This is a genomic window from Hyphomonas johnsonii MHS-2 (assembly GCF_000685275.1).
In the GTDB taxonomy this organism is placed as follows: Bacteria; Pseudomonadota; Alphaproteobacteria; order Caulobacterales; family Hyphomonadaceae; genus Hyphomonas; species Hyphomonas johnsonii.
Genome location: NZ_ARYK01000002.1, coordinates 206,920 through 230,120 on the forward strand (window position 1 = coordinate 206,920; position 23,201 = coordinate 230,120).

Sequence of the window (23,201 nt, forward strand, 5' to 3'; positions counted from 1 at the left end):
CGCCTTTCGGTCCTGGCGTTCCGGCGGGGCGGCCGTGTCGAAAAAGGCCGCTGCGATGAGCGGCCTTTTCCAGTTTATCGTTATCAAGCCTTGCCTGTCGACGGCTAGAACTTGTAGCGGGCGCCGAGCAGGTAGCGTGGGGACAGTTCGTAGGAGTAGTAGAACTGCTCCGGCACACGGTGGTAGACGCGCTGGTCTTCGCCGGTGATGTTGATCGCCTCGAACGAGACCGCGACATTCTCGTTGATGTCGTAGCTGACGTTCAGGTCGAACTGGCCGAAGTCCTCGACATAAATGCCGCTGCGGTCGCCGGTCTGGTTTGTCTGCTGCAGGAACGTGTCACGCCAGTTATAGGCCAGACGGGCCGAGAAGCCGTAGTTCTCGTAGATCGCGGTGATGTTCGCGGAGTCAGACAGGCCGACAAGGGCAAACTGGTTCTCGCTCGGCGGCGAAGCCGGGTCGAGTTCCACATCCCCGTTGACCATCGTGTAGTTGGCCGCAAAGCCAAGTCCGGTGTCACCGAAGAAGTGCTGCCAGGCAAATTCGATACCGTCGATGTTGCCTTCCTTGTTATTGATCGGCTGCGATACCGCGAAGCTGAGGAGCGGATCATTGGCATCCGCACTCACATCATAGAGACCGAGGATGGTGTCCACATAGGTTTGCGGCAGGGCACCATTGACGAGGTTCGCCTGGAACTCGGCCTGGGCCGCAGCGACGTTGCCATTATTCGCGTCGATCAGGGCAACCATGGTGAACATGTTTGCTTCAGACCGGTCGACACCGAGCGCATCGATCACGTCCAGCGCATCGCCAGACCGTGTTCCGGCAACGCCGGAGGCAGGGTCACGAAGGCCAAACAGGTTGCGATCGACGACACCGTTCCCGACGAAGTTCTTCACGCGCTTGTCGAAATAGCCGACAGAGACGTAGCTCGTGTCTCCATAATACCATTCGAGGGACACGTCGAAGTTGTCCGATTCCAGTGGCAGCAGTGCCGGGTTCTGCGAACTGCCGGTGACCTGGCCGCCAAGGGCGGTCGGCCTGTTCGGCGCAGCGGCCGTGGTCGACGCGAACAGGCTGCTGTAGGCGACGCGGCCGATCGTCTTGGAATAGGACGCACGGGCGACGATATTGTCCGTGACATCAATCTGGAAGTCGATGTTCGGCAGCAGGTGATCATAGCTGCCTTCACCGGACAGATCTTCCTTGGCGCCCGATTGCTGAACGAGGAAATCGTTATCCGAGATCCAGAGAACACCAGACGGTATCGACTGCTGGGTAACCGACGTCACTTTCGTGTCTTCGTACCGTATACCGGCGCTGACGCGTGCCGGACGATTGAGCAGTTCGCTTTCCATTTCGAACTGGGCGAACAGGGACGTAATCTCTTCACCAACGATGTCATGGGTCTCTGACAGGTTGTCGCTGTTGCCGGCATAGGCGGCTGTCAGCGCGGTAAAGAGGTCTGTCGCACTGCCGCGGAATGCGGTATCTGCCTGACCGACCGGAATGTCATCGAACAAGCAGCTGAGGCAGTAAGCCTCCATGACGCCTGGGGCGAACTGCTCAACATCGCGCGGATTGCTGAAGCCCCAGCTGCCGAGGTCCTGCTGGGTTGTCCGTGTGCTGCGTTCCATCGTGGTGTCTCGATAGTTGCCGCCGACGGTCAGGCTGCTGGAGTCGAACTCCCAGACGAAGCGCAGATCGATTTCATCGACCTCGTGCTTCATGTTTGAGGCCGCTGAACGCGCCACCTGAGTGGCAAGGTCGCCGACATCCAACATGCCGTTATTGTTGCCGCTGGCACTGTCGTCGGTCGTGAAGCTCTGGATCGGGTAACCGCTCCGGAAATCGACCGAGTGCTGGAGGTTCACCGGCGCGCCGATGGCGACGAAAGTTGCCGAGTGGCCAAGCGGGTTGTTGCCGCCGGACGTGGCCTCGGACGTATGCGCGTCAAGGATCACCCTGGCACGGTCATTCAGTTCCCAATCGGCGTTGAAGCCAATCGAGGTCAATTCGTCCTTGGTCGCCCGGTTTGTCTGTTCAAAACCGATGTCCTTGGTGCCGTTATTGTTCTCCTGAAGGAAAACAGCCGTCGCGACCGGACCGTCATTGTCGAAAACGACCTGGTCAAACGGTGTGGCGAACCAGTTGGTCTGTTCATACCGGTCCTCGTCGGACTCGTTGCTGGCGTAGGTTACGTCGCCGGTCAGGGTCAGGTTGTCCATCGGACGGAACTGAAGCACCAACTGGCCATTCAGACGTTCGCGCGAGAGATCTGAGAAGTCGTAGCGGCTGTCCTGCGGAACCGCCCAGAGCTGGTCGTCCGCCGGAGCATTTGTGACCTGCGTCGAGCCATCGCCGCGCACATAGCCGCTGTCTGCGAAGATGCCGTCGACCGCCGGGTCGAAGACGAGCCAGTCGTTTACCTGTTGAGTCGGTGCACCGGAATCGCGCTTCGAGTAAGAACCGAACACGCCGACGCCAAAGCGCTCGGTATTGTCGGTCCAGCTGGCAAGTCCTGTCAGCTCTGGCGTGTAGTCATCGCCGGCTTCAACACTCGTGTCATTCATGATCTTGACGCCGGCAGACGCCTGGAAGCCGGGATTGTCCAGCGGACGCCGGGTGCGGATATTGACGGTTGCACCGATACCGCCCGAGGGCAGGATCGCCTGACCGGTCTTGTAGACTTCAAGGCTGCTGACGCCTTCAGAGGCAAGGTTCGAGAAGTCGAAGGAGCGGTCGCCACCTGCGCCGTAGTTGCCACGTTCGCCGATCACGCCGATGTCGGCAGTTGGAAGCGTGCGACCGTTGAGCGTGACGAGGTTGAAGTCGGGCCCGAAGCCGCGAACCGTGATTTTCGAGCCTTCGCCGTTCGACCGGTCGATCGACACACCCGTGATGCGCTGGAGCGATTCGGCGAGGTTGGTGTCTGGGAACTTGCCGATGTCTTCGGCGGAAATCGCGTCCAGGACACCATTTGATTCACGCTTGAGATCCATGGCCCGCTCGAGCGATCCGCGAATGCCTTGAACGACAATGACTTCCTGGCGAGCCTCATCGTCGACGCCCTCCTGCGCCACCGCCGTCATGGCGCTCAGAAGCGACACAGCTGATACGCCACAGAGCAGCGCAGCCCATTTTGGCGATCGCTTGCCGCGCACACCAAGTTCATCCTTGTATAAGGTCATCGACTCTCTCCCTTGATCGTCGGTGTCATCCGTATGCACCGAACTTGTTGGCTCTTCTGGCGACAGGAACATTGCTCATCCTGACTACCCGAAACCTATGCGAGCACGAAATGTTTGCGCTATCAATGGGCGTCTCACAAAAATGTTAGCGTTCGCGGTCGAAATGTTGGTGATAGCGCCAGAGTGTGTTTATTGGGCAACACTCGACACCATTTAGCAGCGCTAACCGACACACCGCGTTGCGCGCGACCGCATCCTACACACGGAATCGAAAAGAGCTTGGCGGCAACAATGTTAGCGTGCAACAAAGAGGCCAATGAAGTGGGGCTGCACCTTTCGTGATGGCTCCCAGCCACTCCAGGAGGGACGCATGAGCGCAACATTCAGAACATCCATCAGACGCTATTGGGAAACGGTTGCCATCGCGGCCCTGGCGGCCGGAATAACCGCCTGCTCCGGCGCTCCCAACGCATCGTCGGCTGATTCGTCGCAGGCCGCCGACCTTGCCACCGAAATCCCCCCTGCCCCGGTCTACACCTACCCGTTCCAGGACCCATCACTCAACCCGGCCGACCGTGCCGCTGACCTTGTCGGCCGGCTGACCCTCGAGGAAAAAGCGGCACAGATGTATGACAAGGCCGCTTCGATTGAACGCCTTGGAATCCGCAAGCACAACTGGTGGAACGAGGCATTGCACGGCGTCGCGCGGGCGGGCGAGGCAACGGTTTTCCCGCAGGCGATCGGTCTGGCTGCAACGTGGGACGAAGACCTCATGCTGCGGGTCTCGACGGCAATCTCTGACGAAGGCCGTGCCAAGCACAACAATTTCGCCCGCCAGGGTGTCTACGAGATGTATACAGACCTCACCTACTGGTCGCCGAACATCAACATCTTCCGCGACCCGCGCTGGGGGCGCGGGCAGGAAACCTATGGCGAGGATCCGTTCCTCACGGGCCGTATGGCGACGAATTTCGTTAACGGCATCCAGGGCGATGATGACAAGTATCTCAAGGCCATCGCGACCGTGAAGCACTTCGCGGTCCATTCCGGCCCTGAGCCGACACGTCATTCGGATGATTACAATCCGACCGAGGCCGACCTGCACGAAACCTATCTTGGTGCCTTCAAGGCAGCCTTCGACAATACTGAGGTGGCATCGGTGATGTGCGCCTATAACGCGTTCCGTGGCGCGCCGGCCTGCGGTAGCGAAGAGCTGATGGTCGACCTGTTGCGGGGCGAACTGGGCTTTGACGGCTACGTCGTTTCCGATTGCGGCGCGATCGGTGATTTCTACTACGACTATGCCCACAAATACGTCGACACTCGGGCCGAGGCTGCGGCGCTCTCCGTGAAGATGGGCACCGACATCAATTGCGGCGACGGCGAAGGCAACAAGATGGATGCCCTTCCCGAAGCCGTCGCGCTGGGCCTGATCGACGAGGCGACTATCGACAGAGCCGTGACGCGGCTGTTCACGGCCCGGTTCCGCCTCGGCGAGTTCGACCAAGACGTGCCTTACGCCGACATCCCCTACAGTGTGGTGGCCAGCGAGCAGAACCTCGCCCTCTCCGCCGAAGCGGCCCGCGACTCGCTCGTGCTGCTGAAGAATGACGGCGTCCTGCCGCTGGCCGAAGGCACGAAGGTCGCGGTCATCGGCCCGAACGCCGACAATGAGCTGACGCTTGTGGCGAACTATTTCGGCTACCCGACCGCACCCGTTACGGCGCTTGAGGGCGTGATCGCAAAGGCAGGCGCTGAAAACGTCGTCTATGCGCCCGGCGCGGCGCTGGCAGGCAACGTATTCGGCAACAAGAAGCCCGTCGAGGCCAGCGTTTTCAAGCACGCTGACGAGAATGGCGACTTGCAGCCCGGCCTGACGATGACAAGCTGGGACAATGCTTCGCGTGACGGCGATCCGGTATCTGTCACGGTCGACGCACAGATCGATCACCACTGGAAAACCTCGCCGATCAACGGCGAGACCGCCGATGAATTTGTGATTGTCTGGACAGGCTTCATCGTTCCGGAAACCGATGGCGCCTACAGCTTTGGGGTTCCGAGAATGTCCGAGGCCACGGTTGACGGCAAGAAGATCACCGATGGCCCGATCGAGATGAAGGCAGGCAAGGCCTACCCTGTCGAATATACGCTGAACGCCGTGCGGGCTTGGCCGGTCAACACGATCGAACCGACCGCAAAACTGTCATGGGTGAATACATCCCGCGACTGGGCTGGCAAGGCGCTGGATGTCGCCAAGGACGCCGATGTCGTGCTGTTCTTCGGCGGCATCGATGCCGATCTCGAAGGCGAGGAGATGAGCGTGAAGATTGGCGGCTTCCTCGGCGGCGACCGCACGAACCTGAAACTGCCACAGGTGCAGGAAGACCTGCTGAAAAAGCTCGACGCCACCGGCAAGCCGGTCGTCCTGGTGAACTTCTCGGGCAGCGCCGTGGCGCTCAACTGGGAGGCGGAGAACCTGCCGGCCATCGTGCAGGCATTCTATCCGGGCGAAAAAGCGGGCACGGCCATCGCGGACCTACTGTGGGGCGAGTTCAGCCCATCCGGCCGCCTGCCCGTGACGTTTTACGCCTCGCTCGACGGCATGCCCGATTTTGACGACTATTCGATGCGCAATCGCACGTACAAGTATTACGAAGGGACGCCGCTCTACCCCTTCGGTTACGGGCTGAGCTACACCTCGTTCGCCTATTCGGACATTGCGGTCCCGGACGTTCACGACAGCACCCAGCCGATGCCCGTCTCCGTGAAGGTGACCAATACAGGCAAGCGGGCCGGCCGCGAAGTCGTGCAGGCCTACATCCAGCTGGGCGAGCGGCCGAATCCTTCGACACCGCGGATTGAACTGGTGGCATTCGACGTGGTCGATCTGGCGCCCGGTGAAAGCAACGTCGTGGCATTCGACCTTTCGCCGGAGCGGCTCGGCTATTTCAATGACCAAGGCGAGCTTGTGGCACCTGCGGGCATGACCGCGACGGTGTCGCTCGGTGGCGGCCAGCCAGGCTTTGCCACGGAGGATGGCGCAGCTTCGGCGAAGGTGACATTCAGCGCGGACTGACCGGATCGGGGCACGGAAGAGGCGATTCCCAAGCGAACCGCTTCCGTCAGACCCGCCCAGACCGGCGCGAACAAATATGTGCGTGTCCAAAATTATTATGTCCGCATAAAAACCATCGGCTAGGTTTGCCCGAGTGCGCCAACGTGCAGTAGTCGGCACAGCCGCAGCAATACTCTCCCTGAAGGCGATGTGGACGAAATGTCACAGAACCTGTCGGGGGAACAACCTTAGCCCGAATTACCTATTGCTTCACCGCAATTATTGGGGTTAACTTCTCGTTAAGGGCATCGGTCGTGTCAATTGATCGCGACGTGGGTTTCAACTTGGAAGTGCTCTAAAACAGAAGTTTGATGAGTTTCAGCGAATGCTGAACAGCAAGGGACAGAACATGAAAAAGGTACTCTTGGTATCAGCGGCTCTCCTCATGGCGCCGCTTTTCGCATCAGCCGAGTCGACGGACGAGGCGACGATCAATCTCGCGGGCAATGTCGAGCAGATTTGCACCGTTATTCCGTGGACCGGCGTGGCAGGCGCGAATGGTGGCGCGGCAAACCGCACGTACACGGTGTCCGGCGACACAGTGACATTCGACTGGGATTTCCTTATCAACAACACGGACGATCCGGGCCTTGCAACGATCGGCCAGACCAGTCAGGCATTCTTCAGCATCGCATTCGACACGTTCTGCAACGACAACTTTACGTGGACGACGTCTTTCACCAATGGCGGCATGTTGAACACTGAACCGGCCCCTGCCGGCTTCACGAACAATCTCGGCTTCAACGTCACCATCAAGCAGATCGGTACCGGCGGTCAAGGATCTATCGGTGGCAGCGCGGCTTCCGGCGACAAGATCTATGCGAGCCCCGCATTCATTGGCCGCTCGCAAATCGACTTCAACGTGGTCCCGAGCACGACTCCTCCAATCGCTGGTGACTACGCAGAGACGGTGACACTGACGTTTGCTGCAGACACCTGATCTGATTTCGCATTGAGGAAGAGCGCGCAGAAACAATGCGCGCTCTTTTTCGTCCTGGGACCGGACACGCGATTGGCGTAGCGCTTTTCGCTGGCAGACCCCCGGGTGTACTGTTGGAGACACCAAGCCCTTCCGGGAAAGGGCGAGTGAAGTAGAGTGGGGTTAATCGCCAATGCGCACCTTGATTGCAGCATTTGCTCTGACTGCGACGTTCCTTGTGTTCGGTTGTGCAGCGCATGCCAGTTTGCGGGTCAATCCGCTGATCATCGAACTCAGCCCCGATTCACAGAATACGTCTTCTGTCGTTGAAATCACGAACGTCACCGACAAGGATATCCCGCTCGAGATCAGTGTGGTCCAGCGCACCGTGGTCGATAGCGCAGAAGTCGATGTCCCGGCCGACGACGACTTTGTGATCTTTCCGCCCCAGTTGATCCTGCCGGCTGGCGAAACCCAGGTGCTACGCCTGCAGTGGCTGGGCACAAATGTCTCAGGCATGTCCGAATCCTTCTATGTCCGCGTCACGCAGATTCCGGCCGAACTCGATCCCGGCAAGAGCGGCGTTCGCATCAGCTACCAGTTCGGCATATCGGTCCATGTGACGCCGAGGGGAGTGAGTGCAGACCTGCAGGCCGTGTCGCTTGTCCCGGTCGCCAAGGACGGCGTTCAGGGCTTTGAACTCACGGTTCGAAACAATGGCACCAAATACGCGCGGTTGTCGGAACATGACATCCGTATCGGATCAGGCATCGACCTGTCCCGCGAAGAAGTTCGCGAAACCATCGGTACGGGCTTCTTGCTGCCGGGTCAGGAGCGGGTCTTCTTCATTCCGCACGAAGGAGAGATCCCCGACGATCTAACAGCGGACCTCGTGTATCGTGGCGCGCTCTAGTTTCACGCTAAAGCAAACACTTTATCTAACGGCAGCAACCTTTGCTGTACTCGCGCCTGCCAGGACTGCAGTCGCCCAAGCCGAGTTCGGCACACGCTATTCGCAGCTCACCGTTCCGGTCCTCGACGGCGATATACCCATCGGCGTCCTCGATGCGCAGGTTGCGGCAGATGGCCAGTACAAGGTGCCTTCGAAGTCCCTGCTTTCGGTCATCGGGGCCGTGTATTCGAAGGAAGAACTCGCCAAGCTCGAAGCCCGCCTCGATCCCGTCGCAGAACTGACGTCCCAATCGGTGAGCGAGTTCGGCCTCGCGATGCGCTTCGACAGCCAGCGCGTTGTCTTCGTCCTCGACCTGCCGGTGGAGAACCGCGACAGGATCGCGCTGGAAATCTCCAAGCCTGGCACCGCGCCTGAGCCGTCCAGCTACCGCCAGGAGCCTGAAGCAGCCAGCGGCTATCTCAATGTCAATTTCAATATCGAGAATGACGCCAACCGCATCGGCGAGGAAACACGTGCCTTTGGTACGCTGGACAGTTCCGTCTCGATCGCGGGATTCGTCCTGGAAAACGCGGCACTTTACGAGTTCGGTTCGTCTGATGTCGACCGCATCGCCCGGCAGGGCACACGCCTCACCCGGGACTTCGCAGACCACGGCATTCGCGTGTCGGTCGGGGATGTCTTTTCGAGCCCGTTCGGATTCAATGAATCAGAGGACATTCTCGGCTTTTCGGCGTTCAAGAATGTCGACGTCTTCAATCCATTCGTTCTAACCCGCCCGACAGGATCCCAGTCCTTCACCATCTCGCAAGCGTCGGATGTCGAAATCTATGTGAACGGCGCCCTCCTGCAGCAGAGCCGCCTTGCTGCAGGCAATTATGATCTGAGCAATTTCCCGCTGGTCGATGGCGCAAACGATGTGCGCATCGAAGTGCGCAGCGACACCGGTGAGGTCCAGGTCCTGGATTTCACCAATTTCTTTGACTCTGATCTGCTAGCAAAGGGTGTCAGCCAGTGGGAGGTCAATCTGGGGATCGAGGCGGAGCGCACCGATTCCGGAATTCGCTACGCCAATGACAGGCCGGTTGCGACCGCCACGTACCGGCGTGGCATTTCCAATACCATGACTCTTGGCGTCACGACCCGCGTGACGGATTCGAGTTCGAACCTGGGCGGCCAGGTGATTACCGCAACCGCCGTGGCGAACATTTCGGCAGATATCGCCGCAAGTTATGCGAACAACACGTCCGGCATGGCGGTCAATTTCAGCGTCCAGCCCCGCCTTCCGGACAGTTGGCAAAAGGCCGGCCAGTCCGTTGATGCCTTCTTCGAATACGCCACGCGAGACTTCGCCATTTCCGAACAGGACCGGTTCAATCGGAAAATGCGGGCGGGCCTGCGCTACAATCGCTTCCTGTTCGACGGAAAAATGCCCATCTCGGCCACCGTGGCCTACACATCGGTGTACGGAATCGAGGGCGAGAGCATCGATGCGTCCCTCGGCATCGGCTACCGTCTGACCGATGACCTGACGCTGAGGGCAACACCGAGCTATCGCAGGAGCTTTGGCGGGCAGGACGAGGCGGCGCTGCGCCTGGCACTGACGAAAACGCTCGGGCGGAGGAACCGGGCCCGCGGCACCCATGACACGCGCAACAACCGCACGATTGCCGAGTATGATTACCGGTCGCAATATGGCGGGATCGGGACGCTGGGTGCCAATGTCGTAGCCAGCCGGTCAGACCTCGAGCCTGAAACGCTGTCCACGTCGGTGGACTACATTGCCAACCGGTTTGACGTGAACGCCGGCTATACGCACAATTTCAGTGGCGAAAGCGCGTCCGAGGTTGGCCGCCTGCGCGCCGGCGTGTCCACCGCGATTGCCTTTGCCGGTTCGGATGTCGCGATCGGTCGGCCGGTACGGGACGCGTTCGCGATCATCGGGCCACACGAATCCCTGAAGGGCAAGACCGTCATCGTGAGCCCCGGTACCGGCGACGTCGGTGACCGCGCCCGGTCCGGCAGCCTCGGGCCGGCATTGGTCGGCGATCTTGGTTCCTATTCCCTGTCTCGAATGACCTATGATGTGCCCGGCATTCCACCTGGATACGACCTCGGGGCAGGCCTGTTCGAAGTGTTTCCGCCCCATCGCGGCGGTTACGACCTGACTGTGGGCAGCAACCGGCGCGCGTCGTCGATCGGCTTCGTCGAAATGCCTGATGGAACACCGCTCAGCTACGGCGTCGGCACGGCGACGTCAAAGACCGACAAGGGGTTCGAGCCGCAGACCATCTTCACCAACCGGGCCGGCCGTTTTGGTGTCCTCAAGATGGTGCCCGGAAACACCTATGATGTGGTATTCTCGGAAGTGGGAATCGCGTTGGAGATCGTCATCCCGGAAGATGTCGAAGGGTATGTGGACGTTGGAACGCTGAAGGGGAAACCGCAATGAGACTTTTGACACGATTGAGCGTCATGATGGCGGCGGGCGCACTACTGGCCGGTACGGCCATTGCCGAATGCGATGTCGACCTGTCAGCGCCATCGCAGGTCTGGTTTTCAGGGGAGTCGAATGGGTATGACGGCCTTGATTCCACCCGTTTCGAAACCCGGTTTTCCGTACAGCTGACAAACAAGTCTGACGGTCCCTGCAGGGGGCGGCTGTCATTCCAGCACCCGACCGGACAAGCTGGCCTTGAACTGGACGGCAACGAACTGGCCTACAGCCTCAGCCAGTCGAACAGCCGCACGAGCGTGCTCGACATCGAAACGAACAATACCGCGCCCGCGAATGCGATCCCCATCTTCCTCGGCCCAAACCAGCGGGCATCGAGATCGTTTTCCCTGTCGATTCCACCTCGCCAGTTGCGTCCGTCCGGCGTGTATACCGAGGCCGTGCTTGTCCGTCTCTTCGACGATGAGACCAATGAATCGGTCGCTGAAACCACTGCCCTGCTGGCCGCAAATGTCCGCCCGCAGGCGTCGATCCTGGTCTATGATGGCCCACTCGCGCGCGGCGCCATCACGAGCGGCGGATCACAGCACAGGATCGTCGATCTCGGCAACCTGGAGGAAGGCGACGAAGCGTCCGTCAATCTGCTGGTTCAATCAAATGACGGCTTTGATGTGATCGTCAATTCGCACAATGCGGGCTACCTCGTGCACGACGTCTTCGGTGCGGACCAACGGATCGCCTATTCGGCATTCCTGGACCGGCATGCGCTGCACCTGTCAGGCGGAGACATACGGATCGCAGGCAAGGGGCCGACAGCGATCTCCGGTTCGGTCATGAATTTCAGGGTCCGGATCGGCAAGGTCGGCACCGCCCGCGCAGGGCGGTACGAAGACCTGATCACGATCTCGGTACTTCCCGACTAGGATTCAGTCCATCGGGCGGAGTTCGAAGACGACGTTCACGGCGCTCGTCATCGCGCCGCCGTCCTGTCGAATCTCGATTATTTCACTAGTCTTGACTGCCGACGCATAGCGAGAAAGTTCCGTGAACTCGCCGGAAACCAGGGGCACGATCCTGCCGGGCAAGACTGCGCTGTACGCAGCATCGACATCGGCATCAATGCGCAAAGCCAGGACGGACCCGACCGTATCATTGCAGAATACATCGACCGAAAAAGCCTGACCGTTCGCCATATTGCCCTGCCCGAATCCGGTACGCGCTTCGCAGACCGGGGCGACAACCCCCTGCAGGGCGAGGGATGCAGCCCTGGCCGGGTTCATGTGGGGGGCGGCAAGGACCGCCATAAGCAAGATCAGCGCGGTCCGCATATTGGCCCTCCAAAACGTCCGGAGCCCTGATAATGAGGGCGAACACTTAAGATTTGGTTGGTCCAAACAGGTTGTTTGTGTCGCGGTAGGGCCTGGGGCCCTCGTCAGCCGTAGTGCCGGATCCGGAACCTGCAGGTTCGCTCAATACAGTCGAAAAGTTTGACAGCGACCGCCAAGTGAAATTGTCTGATGGTCGTTTTCCTGATCGGCCTATCCCGCCGACCCCATCAGCCTGTGAGCGCAGCATGCCCGGTGACATCAATCTCAGCATTCGGGTCGACTTTCCGGGGGGCGGGCGATTTGGCCCGGGCAAGGCGTCCGTTCTGGAGGCGATAGACAAGACGGGGTCAATTTCCGCGGCTGCCCAGCTGCTCGGCATGTCCTATCCCCGTGCGCTGAAACTCATCGAACAGATGAATGCGCAGTTCCCGTCACCCCTGCTGATCAAGCAGCATGGCGGGATCGAGCGCGGAGGCTCGCATCTGACGGATACCGGTCACCGCGTCCTGACTGCCTACCGTGCCCTTTGCGCGCAGGCGCAGGACGCCACCGAGGAGTCGTTCAAGACATTCCGGGCCCTGCTGACGAACCAGGGTGACTAGCCCCGATATCAATTGTGCTTTAGAACGACAAAATGACTTCGTTCGCACCTGCGCTGACATGTGAGCATCCGCTCGACGTCGTTGAAGCGGCCCTCCGCCTCAGCGAACAGGGCGAGGCCATTGCGCTGGTCTTTCTGACCGGCACCCAGGGCGGCGCCGTGCGCGCTGCCGGGGCGATAATGGCCGTCTCGTCCGCCGGCCAGACCGCCGGCTACCTGTCCGGTGGGTGTATCGACGCCGACGTGGCCCTCAATGCGACCGAGGCCCTGCAGGACGGCCAGCTGCGCCGCCTTCGTTACGGCGAGGGATCGCCGTTTGTTGACATCCGGCTGCCCTGCGGCGGAGGACTCGATATCCTGATCGTTCCGAATGTTCCACGGACCGCGCTTGAAACCCTGGCGGGCGTGCTGATGCGGCGCGACATGCTCCACCTTGGTGTGTCGGAATCCGGAGAGCTGGTAACGGGGCGCACAGGCCGGCCAGACCTGCAATTTCGCACGGTCTATCGTCCGAATCTCGCCTTGCGAATCGCAGGCCGCGGTGCCGATTGCCTTGCCTTGGCCAGACTGAGCGCGGCAAGCGGATTTGACGTGACATTGCAGCTGATAGACGACGCGGATATTGCCGCCGCCCGACCGACAGGCATCGCTACCATCCAGCAGCTGACCTCGCCAGCTGCCCTTCCGGCCAATCGGGACGATGCGGCAACCGCATTCGTATTGATGTTCCACGATCTCGATTGGGAAACCAGGCTTGTCCGGCAGGCTCTTGGCGGCCCTGCTTTCTACATCGGCGCGGTAGGCAGCCGGAACGCCCACGCACGCCGCTGTGAAGCGCTGAGGCAGGCCGGCGTCACACAGCGCGACATTGACCGCGTGAGCGGGCCGGTCGGACTGGTCCCGTCAATGCGCGATGCCTCGATGCTTGCCGTCTCGACGCTCGCCGAAATTATTGGCGCATATCATCAAGAGGCATTGGCCGATGCCTGACCAGATCGCGATTCTGCTGCTGGCGAGCGGACTGTCCCAGCGGTTCGGGGATGGTGACAAACTGCTCGCAATACTCGGCAGGCAATCCGTTCTGGCGCGAGCGGCACAGGCGGTGCCGCCGCATCATGCGGGAGCCCGATTCGCCGTCGTCGGCGAAGACCAGGACGACAGGACGCGGGTGCTTAAGGCGCTCGGGTATCATGTCGTGCCAAACCCGACCCCGGAGGCGGGCCAGGGCAACTCTCTTTCGATCGGTATCCGCCATGTCCGGGACCATACGGACGCGGACGCGGTGCTGGTCCTTCTTGGCGACATGCCGTTTGTCACTGGTACACACGTCTCAGCTCTGATGCAGGGGCTTGATGCGGGCGCCACGGCCGTCATGTCGGAGACGGACGGTGTCCTGTTGCCGCCGGCCGCGTTCCGTCGCCAGCACTTTGATGATCTGGGCCGGATCACCGGGGACTCGGGTGCCCGGAAGCTGTTCGAACGCCTGCACGCCACGCGGACGGTCATCGCCGATCGCGGCGTGTTGCTTGACATTGATCGTGTCGAAGACCTGACTTTCGCAGAGGATATCCTGAATGGCTGACGGCACGCCCACGATGAACACCCTGCCCCTGGTCGACCGCTACGGGCGACAGGTGACATACTTGCGCATGTCGGTGACCGACCGCTGTGACCTGCGCTGCTCGTATTGCATGTCCGAGAAGATGACCTTCCTGCCGAAGGCCGAACTCCTCTCATTCGATGAACTGGACCAGGTCGCCACGGCGTTCGTGCGCCGGGGCGTAACGAAACTGCGACTGACTGGTGGCGAACCGCTTGTCCGAAAGGATTTCGCTGACCTGGTGGCGCGCCTCGGCCGCCATCTGGGGGCCGGCCTGGAAGAATTGACGCTGACCACGAACGGGACGCTTCTGGAGGGACATGCCGACGGACTGGTGCGGGCCGGCGTTCGCAGAATCAACGTGTCGCTCGATTCGCTGGCCCCGGACCGGTTCGCCGAAATCACGCGGCGCGGTCAGCTGGCGAAAGTGCTCGCCGGAATCGACGCTGCGCTGGACGCCGGCCTGAAAGTCAAGATCAACACGGTGGCCCTGAAGCACCAGAACGCCGACGAAATCCCCAGCATGGTGGAATGGGCACACGGGCGCGGCATGGACATGACCCTGATCGAGGTGATGCCACTGGGTGAAACTGGTGAAGACCGCGTCGACCAGTACATTCCGTTGCCAATGATCCGGGACAGGCTGGAAGCCCGCTGGTCGCTCGTCGACGAGCCCCATATCAGCCCAAACGCCGGGCCATCGCGGTATGCGCGCGTGCAGGAAACTGGCGGTCGACTGGGTTTCATCACGCCGCTGACCAATAATTTCTGTGCCGGGTGCAATCGCGTGCGGGTAACCTGCACGGGCCGTGTCTACATGTGTCTCGGCCAGGACGACCATGTTGATCTAAGAGCGGCGCTGCGCGATATGCCCGACCCCGTCGCTGCGCTGGATGCGGCCCTCGACCGGGCGCTGTTGGCCAAACCCGAGAAACATGATTTCGAGATCAAGCGGCGCGGCACAGCCCCTGCCCTGCCCCGGCACATGTCGATGACGGGGGGCTGATCCATGGCGACGCTGTTCTATTTGGGCCGCCTCATGGATGCTCTGGGCACCGGCACGGAGACACTCGCAATACCGCCGGGCGTCAACGATACAGCGGCGCTGCGCACCTGGCTGGATGCGGAACGCCAGTTGGGCGGCATCCTCACCGAACCAACCGTTCGCCTTGCGATCAATGATGTCATCGTATCAGAACCCTGCGCGATATCCGATACAGACGAGATCGCGTTCCTGCCGCCCGTCGGGGGAGGCTGAGGCATCCATGGTTTCCCTGCTGGACCACGCCTTTGATGCCACTGACGCCCTGCGCGCTTTTGAAAAGCGAGCGGCCGGAGCGGGCGCAATCGTGAGCTTTACGGGCCTGGTGCGCGACACGGGCAAATTCGGAGAAGTGATGACGCTGCACCTTCAGGCCTATTCCCCGTTGACCGAGCGCGGCATTGCTGCCGCCGTCGCCGAAGCGGAGGCGCGCTGGCCCCTCACCGCAACGTCGGTGATTCACCGCATCGGCGACATGGCGCCGGCAGAACCCATTGTGTTTGTTGCGACGGCCTCAGCGCACAGACGTGCTGCTTTCGAGGCCGCCGACTTCCTGATGGACTACCTGAAGACCGAAGCGGTTTTCTGGAAGAAGGAGACAACCGCGTCGGGCGACCACTGGATCGAACCGCGCAACGAAGACTATTCAGATCGTGACCGCTGGTCGAAAACAGGAAGCTGAACAATGCATGGCATCAATGACTCGCTCGAATTCATCCCGGTCCGGATCGCCGTTCTGATCGTCAGCGATACGCGCACGATCGAGACTGACACGTCCGGCGCCGTGTTGGTGAAAAGGATCGAGGCAGCCGGACACACAGTCGCCGTCCGCCGGATCGTGCGGGACGATGTCGGGGCGATCCGCGATGCCGTCACCGAATGGATCGCAGACCCGCAGGTGGATGTGATCATATCGAGCGGCGGAACGGGCCTGACCGGCCGCGATGTGACGCCAGAGGCGGTCACGCCCCTGTTCGAAAAGACCATCGACGGCTTCTCGGTGATCTTCCACCAGGTGAGCTTCCAGAGCGTGGGACTGTCGACGCTGCAATCCCGCGCAGTCGCCGGTCTAGCGAACGGCACGTTCATCTTCTGCCTTCCGGGCTCGAATGGTGCAGTCAAGGATGGCTGGGACAAGGTGATCTCCTACCAGCTCGACAGCCGCCACAAGCCCTGCAACCTGGTTGAACTCATGCCGCGGCTGCAGGAGTCGTAAGCGAGATGGACGACCTCACTCATATCGGTCCCGATGGCCGCGCGCGGATGGTCGATGTCGGCGCCAAGGCGGATACCGAACGAACTGCCGTGGCGACCGGTATCGTGCAGATGGCCCCCGCCACGCTGCAACGCGCGCTTGGCCGCGACACCAAGAAAGGTGATCCGATTGCCATTGCCGAACTTGCCGGCATCATGGGTGCCAAGCGCACCTCCGACCTCATCCCGCTCTGCCATCCGCTGCCGCTGACCAGCGTGACCGTTTCGATCGAGCGCGACGGCGAGGCCGATAATGCGCTGCGCGTGACAGCCACGGCGAAGACGACCGGCAAGACCGGTGTCGAGATGGAAGCCCTGACCGCCGTCTCTGTCGCCTGCCTCACGCTCTATGACATGCTGAAAGCCGTGGACAAGGCGATGGTGATCAGCAGCGTTGAACTCATTGAGAAGACTGGTGGCAAGTCGGGCGACTACCGGAAGGCGCCACGATGAGCGGCCTGATCAGCGTCGATGAGGCGCTGGCCTTGCTGGCAAAAAATGCACTTTCCCTGCAGGCGGAGACGGTGGCGCTCGACAACGCACTCGGGACACGGCTGGCCGCGCCGGTGATGGCGCGCGTCTCACGCCCGCCTGCCTCTGTATCTGCCATGGACGGTTATGCTGTCCGGCTCGCAGACGTGCGGACAGTCGGTGCGCGCTTGCGGGTGACAGGAGACGCGCCCGCGGGACGGCCTTTCAAGGGTGCTGTTGGAAAAGGCGAAGCGGTCCGCATCTTTACCGGTTCTGTCATTCCCGATGGCGCCGATCATGTCGTGATCCAGGAAGACGCAGACCGCGACAATGACGCCCTGGTCTGCCGCGACGCATATTCGTCTACGGAACACGTGCGAAAGACAGGGATCGACTTTGCGGAGGGAGACGAGCTGCTCGCCGAAGGTGAGTTTGTCACGGCCGCGGCGCTATCGGTGGCAGCGGCAGGAAACCACGGCAAACTCGACATCTACCGGCGGCCCCGCGTCGGCATCCTTGCCAATGGCGACGAACTGCGCGCACCAGGGTCAGCACTCGCGCCGGGGCAGATCGTCAATTCCAACCCTGCAGGTCTCGGTGCCCTGATACGGCAATGGGGCGGTGAGCCCGTCGATCTCGGGGTGGCCCAAGATACGCTTATGGCGATCCGCGAAAGAATTGATGCAGCCAGCGACATCGACATTTTCCTGCCGATCGGCGGGGCATCTGTCGGCGACCATGACCTGATGCGGCCAGCATTCGCGGGTGCCGGGTTCACGCCCGTCTTTGAAAAGATCGCCGTCAAGCCCGGCAAACCGACCTGGTTCTCAACGCGCGACGGACAACGGGTCGTCGGACTGCCGGGCAACCCGGCATCCGCATTCGTATGCGCTCATCTGTTCCTGAAACCCCTGTTGACCGGAGCCGGACAGCACGCACTGATCAAAGCCCGGACCGTGAGCCCCCTGCCTGCTCCCGGGCGGCGGGAGACCTATCTGCGCGCGACAGTGCAGGTCAGCCCGGATGGAATGCTTCAGGTCAAAGCGGCGCCCAATCAGGACAGTTCGCTGATCCGCCCGTTCCTGCTCTCCAATGCGCTGATCCGCAGGCCCGCTGAGGCCTCGTCCGTTGCTGCGGGCGAACTCGTCGATATCCTGCCGATCGGCCCACTGGTGCCGGGGCTGGTATAATGCCGATCGTCCTGGCGATCCTGTTCTTCATTACCGCAATGCTTTATGCCGCTGTCGGATTCGGTGGCGGCTCCACGTACAATGCGCTGCTCATCCTGAACGGTACGGACTACCGTATTCTTCCGTCCATCGCGCTTGCGTGCAACATCATCGTGGTCACCGGGGGCGTGATCCGGTTCTGGCGCGCGGGTCACCTGGCGCTCAGGCGTCTTGCGCCCTTCCTGGTGGCATCAATCCCGGCAGCATGGCTCGGTGGACGGATTCCCGTATCCGAATCATTATTCACCGGCATACTCGGCGGCACGCTGCTGATCTCAGGCCTGCACCTGGCCTTTCGAAGTGCCCCCAAGACCGGCACAAATGCGGTGCAGCAACGACCTGCCCCGCTTGTCGGCCTCGGCGTTGGCGGCAGTATCGGCCTCCTGTCAGGAATGGTCGGGATCGGTGGCGGCATATTCCTGGCACCCGTGTTGTATTTCCTGAAATGGGGACACCCTCGTCAGATCGCGGCGGCTTGCAGCTTTTTCATCCTCGCCAACTCGCTGTCGGGCCTGGCCGGGCAAGCCATGAAGCTGCAGGACGCGCAGGTTCTGACTCTCACCTTGCCCTACTGGCCGCTGCTCCTGAGCGTACTCGTCGGCGGCCAGATTGGCTCGTGGCTCGGATCGAAGCGTCTGCAGCCTTCGGTAGTCAAGAAATTGACGGCCTTGCTGATCCTCTATGTTGCAGTCCGGCTCCTGATCCGGTGGGGCGGCCTGACAGGCCTGATTGGCTAGGGCGCTATTTGCGGGCAATGACCGCCGTGATCGCGCCGTCCAGTCCCTCGCACTCCAGACGTCGCAGCGCGCTGGCAACCTCATCGATGACGGCAGCCCAGGCATGAATGTCCGCCCCGAAGATAGGCGCAATTGAGAAAAATTCCGCAACGCGGTCACGACGATTCCCGGAAACCGATGAAGCGCGCCTCAGATCGGGCCGTAACGGATCGAGGACGTCGATGGGACGGTGTTCCAGAGTCAGCCCGGAGGCAAACCGGATCCAGCCTGCAACAGCGAGCGCGAGGGCCGGTGACTCGAGTCCCTGACTTGCCCGTTCACGCAACGTCGGCAAGATCCGCTGAGGCAGCTTTTGCGATCCATCCATGGCGATCTGCTCTGTACGATGAAGAAGGGCCGCATTCGAGAACCGGTCGATGAGGGCGTCAATATAGCGCTGCACATCGAACCCCTTCGGGCTTCGAAGGATTGGCGCAATTTCAGCGACCATCATATGCCTTATCATGGATCGAAAGCCCGGGTTCGCCATCGCATCCGACACATGCGCGACACCGCCGATCACACCGAGATAGGCAATCGCGGAATGGGCGGCATTGAGCAGTCGCAGTTTCATCAGCTCATAGCGTTCGACTTCGCGGCTGAACACCGCTCCGGCGCCGGCCCAGTCCGGTAACGGTCCGCTGGCAATATCTTCGATGACCCATTGGGAAAACGGCTCAGCGGCAACGCAGGCCTCGTCATCGACCCCGAGGGCCCCTGCCACGCGCTGGCGCAGGTCAAGCGTCGCGCCCGGGACAATGCGGTCGACCATGGTGCAGGGAAAGCGGACATTCGCCTGGCACCAGGACACAGATGTGGGTGCCGTGAGTTCCAGGTATTGCAGGACAGCGTCCTGAAACTTCCGGCCATTCCCGGACAGGTTATCGCAGGACACGATCGTGACCGGTGCATTAACGGCATGGCGGCGCGTGATCGCCGCACCGACATAGCCGATCGCGCTGACCGGAACCGCCGGATTGGAGAGGTCGGCCGAGATGTCCGGATGCGCCAGGTCAAGCGTGCCCGTTCCCGGCGTCAGGCAATAGCCTTTTTCGGTGATCGTCGTTGTGACGATATGAATGGACGGACGCGCCAACAGTGCGATCACCCGCTCCGGATTTTCCGGCGCGACATGCACATCCCGCAACGCACCGACGATGCGCATATCCTGCTGTCCGTCCTGCAACTGGCACACGGTGTACAAACCGTCCTGCGGCACGAGCGCGTCCCGCGCGGCCGGCGAACGCAGGCTGACGCCGTCGATACGCCAATTGCCCCCCGACAGCGCCATCGCGGTGTCAGTGTAGACAGCCTGATGGGCCTTGTGGAACGCGCCGACACCAAGATGGACAATGCCGGATCCGTGCTGTGCCCGGTCATATTCCGGGCGGGCCACGTTATCCGGAATGACGCCCAGACTGTCCGAGGCAAGGCGACGGGTCATTTGAACAGGCTCGGCAGGTACAGCGTGACGCCGGGCAGGAACGTGATGACCATCAACGCCGCGACGAGGGCGAGGTAGAAAGGCCAGATCGTCCGCAAGACCCGCCCGACGGGAATGTTCTGGATCGCGCACCCAACGAACAGGACCGCGCCGACGGGCGGTGTCACCAACCCGATGCCGAGATTGAGCATGAGCATCACGCCGAACTGGACAGGGTCCATGCCGGCAGCCATCGCGATCGGAAGGAAGATGGGCGTCGAGATAAGGATCAGGGGAGCCATGTCCATGAAGGTTCCGAGGACCAGCAAGATCAGGTTGATGATCAGCATTGTCGCGATGAAGTTTCCGAGTACTGGATCCATCAGAAGCGCGAGCCGTTCAGGTGCGCGCAATACCGCCAGAACCCATCCGAATAATCCCGCGGCCGCGATCACGAACATGACCATGGACGTGGTCTTGACGGCATTGGTCACGGCCGTGACGAATGCCGTCCAGGACAGCGAACGGTAGACAATGATTGCTATGATGAACGTGTAGACCGTGGCGATCGCGGCTGACTCGGTTGGCGTGAATATGCCGGCCAGGATTCCACCGACGACAATCACAGCCGTCAGAATGCCGGGGACCGCGACGAGCGCCGAAACGAGGAGCGCGCGCCAGCCCGGAAAGCTGCCGGGCGGATACCCCCGGCGCGTCGCGACCACGGCGGCTACGCCCATCAGGATGACGCCGGTTACAACGCCCGGAAGAATACCGCCCAGGAACAGGTCGCCGACCGACACGCCGGCGCCAGCGGCGGCCGCGTAGATGATCATGTTGTGCGATGGCGGGATCAGCAATCCGGTGATCGATGCTGTCGTTGTCACATTGACCGCGAAGTCGGCATCGTAACCCTTTTCCTTCATTTCAGGCCCCAGAGTCGAACCGAGTGCAGACGCGCTGGCGACGGCAGAACCGGACACGGCGCCGAACAACATCGACGCCAGGATCGTCACCTGCCCCAAACCGCCGGGCGCCTTGCCCACGATGGCATCAGCCAGACGCAACAACCGGCGCGCAATGCCGGATTGATTCATGAGGTCGCCCGCAAAGATGAACAACGGGATGGCGAGCAAGACGAAAACATCGAGTCCGGATGCCATGCGCTGCACTGCGACAATCATCGGAATGTCGAGCACAACAAGGATTGCGCTGGCAGACATAGCAAGGGCGATCGCGACGGGGACACCGAAGTATAGCAGTGCCGCAAGGATCAGCAGCAAGAGGATGATCAGTTCCACGCTGTCAGACCTCGCACTCATCGGGCGGTGCTTGACGCACATGACCAATCGCAAAAGCGGACATGAGGAGTCCGCTGACTGGAATGACCAGGTAGACCATTCCACGGGTTATCGGCAGCGCCGGAACCGCATTACCCCAGGTGCGCATTACCAGTGCGCTGCCCCAGACGACGAGACTGAAGCCAAAGGCAATCGTTATGGCATTCGCAAGCAGGCGCACCCGCCGTTCCCAGGCGGGGGACATGCTGTCGACCCCTTCGGCGATCCGAATATGGAAGCTTTCATGCACGCCGGACGCTGCACCGAGAAAGACAAACCAGATCGTCAGGACCATCGCGACCTGTTCTGTCCAGGCGGGGCTGGAATTCAACACATACCGGGCGAAGACTTGCCAGAACAGTATCAGCGTCATCAGGACAAGCCCGACGCCGCCGAACACGAGGGTGGACTTGTTGACCCTGTCGAGCGGGGAATGCGTGTCAGGCATCGGTCGCACCCACCGCCTGCACGTCTTCGGCGAGTCGCTTCAGGGCGGGAGACTTGAGATACTTCGCCCATACAGGCTCCACGCGTCTGGCGAATGCCGTATGGTCGATATCGTCAGTCACTGTCACGCCTGCGGCAAGGACAGCAGCTTCGGCCGTCCGGACCCGCGCGTCCCAGATATCCCGCATGAAGGGCACCGATTCCCGGGCGCACGTCAGGACGAGTTCCTGATCCGGTGCCGTGAGTCGTTCCCATGCGCGTCGCGACATGGCGAGGATTTCGGGCGCCATTACATGACGCGTCTCGCTGTAGAAGGGCGCTACTTCATAATGGCGTGAGCTCTCATAGGAAGGCCAGTTGTTCTCGGCGCCATCAATCACGCCCTGCATCATGCCTTGATACACTTCGCCATATGACATTGGCGTCGCGTCACCCCCCAACGCTTCAACCATGGACACCAGGAGATCGGATGATTGTACGCGTATCTTCAACCCGGCGAGGTCCTTGGGCTGATGGATCAGCCGCGAGGCAGTATAGAAGGACCGCGCACCTGAATCGTAGAAGCACAGACCGATCAGCCCCTTCGGCGCCAGCGCATCCAGGATTGCCTGACCAGGTGCGCCGTCCATGGCGCGGCGCATGTGGTCAATATCCCGAAACAGGAACGGCAATGCCGGCACCAGCGTCTCCGCGACGATCACATTCATTGGCGTCGAGTTGACCCGGATAATATCGACACCGCCGAACTGGGCGAGTTCGATCGTGTCGTTCTCGCTGCCGAGCTGTGCGCCTGCATAGACATGGAACCGAATCCGTCCGCCAGAGCGTTCGGCCAAAGTGTCCGAAAAGAACTGAAGGGCCTGCACTGTCGGGTAACCCGCCGGCTGGGCGTCGGTCGCAATCATCTGGCGCGTCTCGTCCGAACAGGCCGCCAAACACGGCAGCGCTGTCGCAGCTGCAGCGCCCAGAACTGTCCGGCGCGTCATCGGAATGCTCATCGGGTGAATTCCCTCCGGACTTGACGCGGCGTTGCCCGCCGACTTTAGTACGCAGATAGCGCTAACAGTATTAGTGGCGGACCAAGTCCCGGCTTTCAA

The 23,201-nt window shown here is 61.1% G+C and carries 21 protein-coding genes; 15 read left to right on the forward strand and 6 right to left on the reverse strand.

From position 1 onward, the window contains the following. Positions 1 to 104: 104 nt before the first annotated feature. Positions 105 to 3,194 (reverse strand): TonB-dependent receptor, encoded by a 3,090-nt coding sequence (locus HJO_RS05895; RefSeq protein ID WP_084141611.1) that lies wholly within the window; start codon positions 3,192 to 3,194, stop codon positions 105 to 107. 370 nt (positions 3,195 to 3,564) lie between these two features. Between HJO_RS05895 and HJO_RS05900 the strand changes: the two genes are divergently transcribed. The 5 genes from HJO_RS05900 to HJO_RS05920 all read left to right on the forward strand — a co-directional run bounded on the left by HJO_RS05900 (position 3,565) and on the right by HJO_RS05920 (position 11,516). Beyond that, positions 3,565 to 6,270 carry a glycoside hydrolase family 3 C-terminal domain-containing protein gene (locus HJO_RS05900; RefSeq protein ID WP_051618327.1) on the forward strand — a complete coding sequence of 902 codons (2,706 nt, stop codon included), beginning with the start codon at positions 3,565 to 3,567 and terminating at the stop codon, positions 6,268 to 6,270. A gap of 388 nt (positions 6,271 to 6,658) precedes the next feature. Further along, the gene (locus tag HJO_RS17605; RefSeq protein ID WP_156945434.1) at positions 6,659 to 7,249 is read left to right on the forward strand and encodes a hypothetical protein; all 591 of its coding nucleotides are present in this window, start codon (positions 6,659 to 6,661) and stop codon (positions 7,247 to 7,249) included. A gap of 172 nt (positions 7,250 to 7,421) precedes the next feature. After that, positions 7,422 to 8,141 carry a fimbrial biogenesis chaperone gene (locus HJO_RS05910; RefSeq protein ID WP_035614911.1) on the forward strand — a complete coding sequence of 240 codons (720 nt, stop codon included), beginning with the start codon at positions 7,422 to 7,424 and terminating at the stop codon, positions 8,139 to 8,141. Beyond that, complete coding sequence (locus tag HJO_RS05915) at positions 8,128 to 10,590, forward strand: fimbria/pilus outer membrane usher protein (protein ID WP_035614914.1); 2,463 nt, start codon at positions 8,128 to 8,130, stop codon at positions 10,588 to 10,590. The genes HJO_RS05910 and HJO_RS05915 overlap by 14 nt, the downstream gene beginning before the upstream one ends. Continuing rightward, entirely contained in the window at positions 10,587 to 11,516 is a 930-nt protein-coding gene (locus tag HJO_RS05920) for a hypothetical protein (RefSeq protein ID WP_156945435.1), read from the forward strand. Before HJO_RS05915 ends, HJO_RS05920 begins: the two co-directional genes overlap by 4 nt. A gap of 3 nt (positions 11,517 to 11,519) precedes the next feature. Here HJO_RS05920 and HJO_RS05925 read toward each other — a convergent pair whose 3' ends face one another. After that, positions 11,520 to 11,921: a hypothetical protein gene (locus tag HJO_RS05925; protein ID WP_035614919.1), complete on the reverse strand. Its 402-nt coding sequence runs from the start codon at positions 11,919 to 11,921 to the stop codon at positions 11,520 to 11,522. A 245-nt stretch (positions 11,922 to 12,166) separates the two neighbouring features. Here HJO_RS05925 and HJO_RS05930 point away from each other — a divergent pair, with 245 nt between their 5' ends. Genes HJO_RS05930 through HJO_RS05975 form a run of 10 tightly spaced genes read left to right on the forward strand, consistent with a single transcriptional unit; the run spans position 12,167 to position 18,855 of the window. Next, positions 12,167 to 12,523 carry a winged helix-turn-helix domain-containing protein gene (locus HJO_RS05930; protein ID WP_035614922.1) on the forward strand — a complete coding sequence of 119 codons (357 nt, stop codon included), beginning with the start codon at positions 12,167 to 12,169 and terminating at the stop codon, positions 12,521 to 12,523. 32 nt (positions 12,524 to 12,555) lie between these two features. Beyond that, positions 12,556 to 13,512, forward strand: a complete 957-nt coding sequence (locus HJO_RS05935) for an XdhC family protein (RefSeq protein WP_035614924.1) — start codon at positions 12,556 to 12,558, stop codon at positions 13,510 to 13,512. Continuing rightward, entirely contained in the window at positions 13,505 to 14,104 is a 600-nt protein-coding gene (locus HJO_RS05940; RefSeq protein WP_051618329.1) for a nucleotidyltransferase family protein, read from the forward strand. The genes HJO_RS05935 and HJO_RS05940 overlap by 8 nt, the downstream gene beginning before the upstream one ends. Continuing rightward, positions 14,097 to 15,128, forward strand: a complete 1,032-nt coding sequence (moaA, locus tag HJO_RS05945; protein WP_035614926.1) for a GTP 3',8-cyclase MoaA — start codon at positions 14,097 to 14,099, stop codon at positions 15,126 to 15,128. Before HJO_RS05940 ends, moaA begins: the two co-directional genes overlap by 8 nt. 3 nt (positions 15,129 to 15,131) lie before the next feature. After that, the gene (locus HJO_RS05950) at positions 15,132 to 15,380 is read left to right on the forward strand and encodes a MoaD/ThiS family protein (RefSeq protein ID WP_035614928.1); all 249 of its coding nucleotides are present in this window, start codon (positions 15,132 to 15,134) and stop codon (positions 15,378 to 15,380) included. A gap of 7 nt (positions 15,381 to 15,387) precedes the next feature. Beyond that, positions 15,388 to 15,846, forward strand: a complete 459-nt coding sequence (locus HJO_RS05955; protein ID WP_035614930.1) for a molybdenum cofactor biosynthesis protein MoaE — start codon at positions 15,388 to 15,390, stop codon at positions 15,844 to 15,846. A 3-nt stretch (positions 15,847 to 15,849) separates the two neighbouring features. After that, positions 15,850 to 16,380 carry a molybdenum cofactor biosynthesis protein B gene (gene moaB / locus HJO_RS05960; RefSeq protein ID WP_035614931.1) on the forward strand — a complete coding sequence of 177 codons (531 nt, stop codon included), beginning with the start codon at positions 15,850 to 15,852 and terminating at the stop codon, positions 16,378 to 16,380. A gap of 5 nt (positions 16,381 to 16,385) precedes the next feature. After that, positions 16,386 to 16,871, forward strand: a complete 486-nt coding sequence (gene moaC / locus HJO_RS05965; protein WP_035614933.1) for a cyclic pyranopterin monophosphate synthase MoaC — start codon at positions 16,386 to 16,388, stop codon at positions 16,869 to 16,871. Then, on the forward strand, positions 16,868 to 18,079 hold the full coding sequence (locus HJO_RS05970) for a molybdopterin molybdotransferase MoeA (protein WP_035614935.1): 1,212 nt from the start codon (positions 16,868 to 16,870) through the stop codon (positions 18,077 to 18,079). The genes moaC and HJO_RS05970 overlap by 4 nt, the downstream gene beginning before the upstream one ends. Continuing rightward, positions 18,079 to 18,855 carry a sulfite exporter TauE/SafE family protein gene (locus HJO_RS05975; protein WP_035614937.1) on the forward strand — a complete coding sequence of 259 codons (777 nt, stop codon included), beginning with the start codon at positions 18,079 to 18,081 and terminating at the stop codon, positions 18,853 to 18,855. Before HJO_RS05970 ends, HJO_RS05975 begins: the two co-directional genes overlap by 1 nt. Positions 18,856 to 18,859: 4 nt before the next feature. Here the strand turns inward: HJO_RS05975 and HJO_RS05980 are convergent, their stop codons facing one another. The 4 genes from HJO_RS05980 to HJO_RS05995 are packed head-to-tail and all read right to left on the reverse strand — an operon-like array spanning position 18,860 to position 23,102. Continuing rightward, positions 18,860 to 20,338, reverse strand: coding sequence for a mannitol dehydrogenase family protein (locus tag HJO_RS05980; protein WP_051618330.1), 1,479 nt, complete (start codon positions 20,336 to 20,338; stop codon positions 18,860 to 18,862). Next, positions 20,335 to 21,639 (reverse strand): TRAP transporter large permease, encoded by a 1,305-nt coding sequence (locus HJO_RS05985; protein ID WP_241764677.1) that lies wholly within the window; start codon positions 21,637 to 21,639, stop codon positions 20,335 to 20,337. The genes HJO_RS05980 and HJO_RS05985 overlap by 4 nt, the downstream gene beginning before the upstream one ends. After that, positions 21,623 to 22,105 carry a TRAP transporter small permease gene (locus HJO_RS05990; RefSeq protein ID WP_035614939.1) on the reverse strand — a complete coding sequence of 161 codons (483 nt, stop codon included), beginning with the start codon at positions 22,103 to 22,105 and terminating at the stop codon, positions 21,623 to 21,625. The genes HJO_RS05985 and HJO_RS05990 overlap by 17 nt, the downstream gene beginning before the upstream one ends. Beyond that, complete coding sequence (locus HJO_RS05995; protein ID WP_241764678.1) at positions 22,098 to 23,102, reverse strand: TRAP transporter substrate-binding protein; 1,005 nt, start codon at positions 23,100 to 23,102, stop codon at positions 22,098 to 22,100. The genes HJO_RS05990 and HJO_RS05995 overlap by 8 nt, the downstream gene beginning before the upstream one ends. Positions 23,103 to 23,201 lie beyond the last annotated feature (99 nt).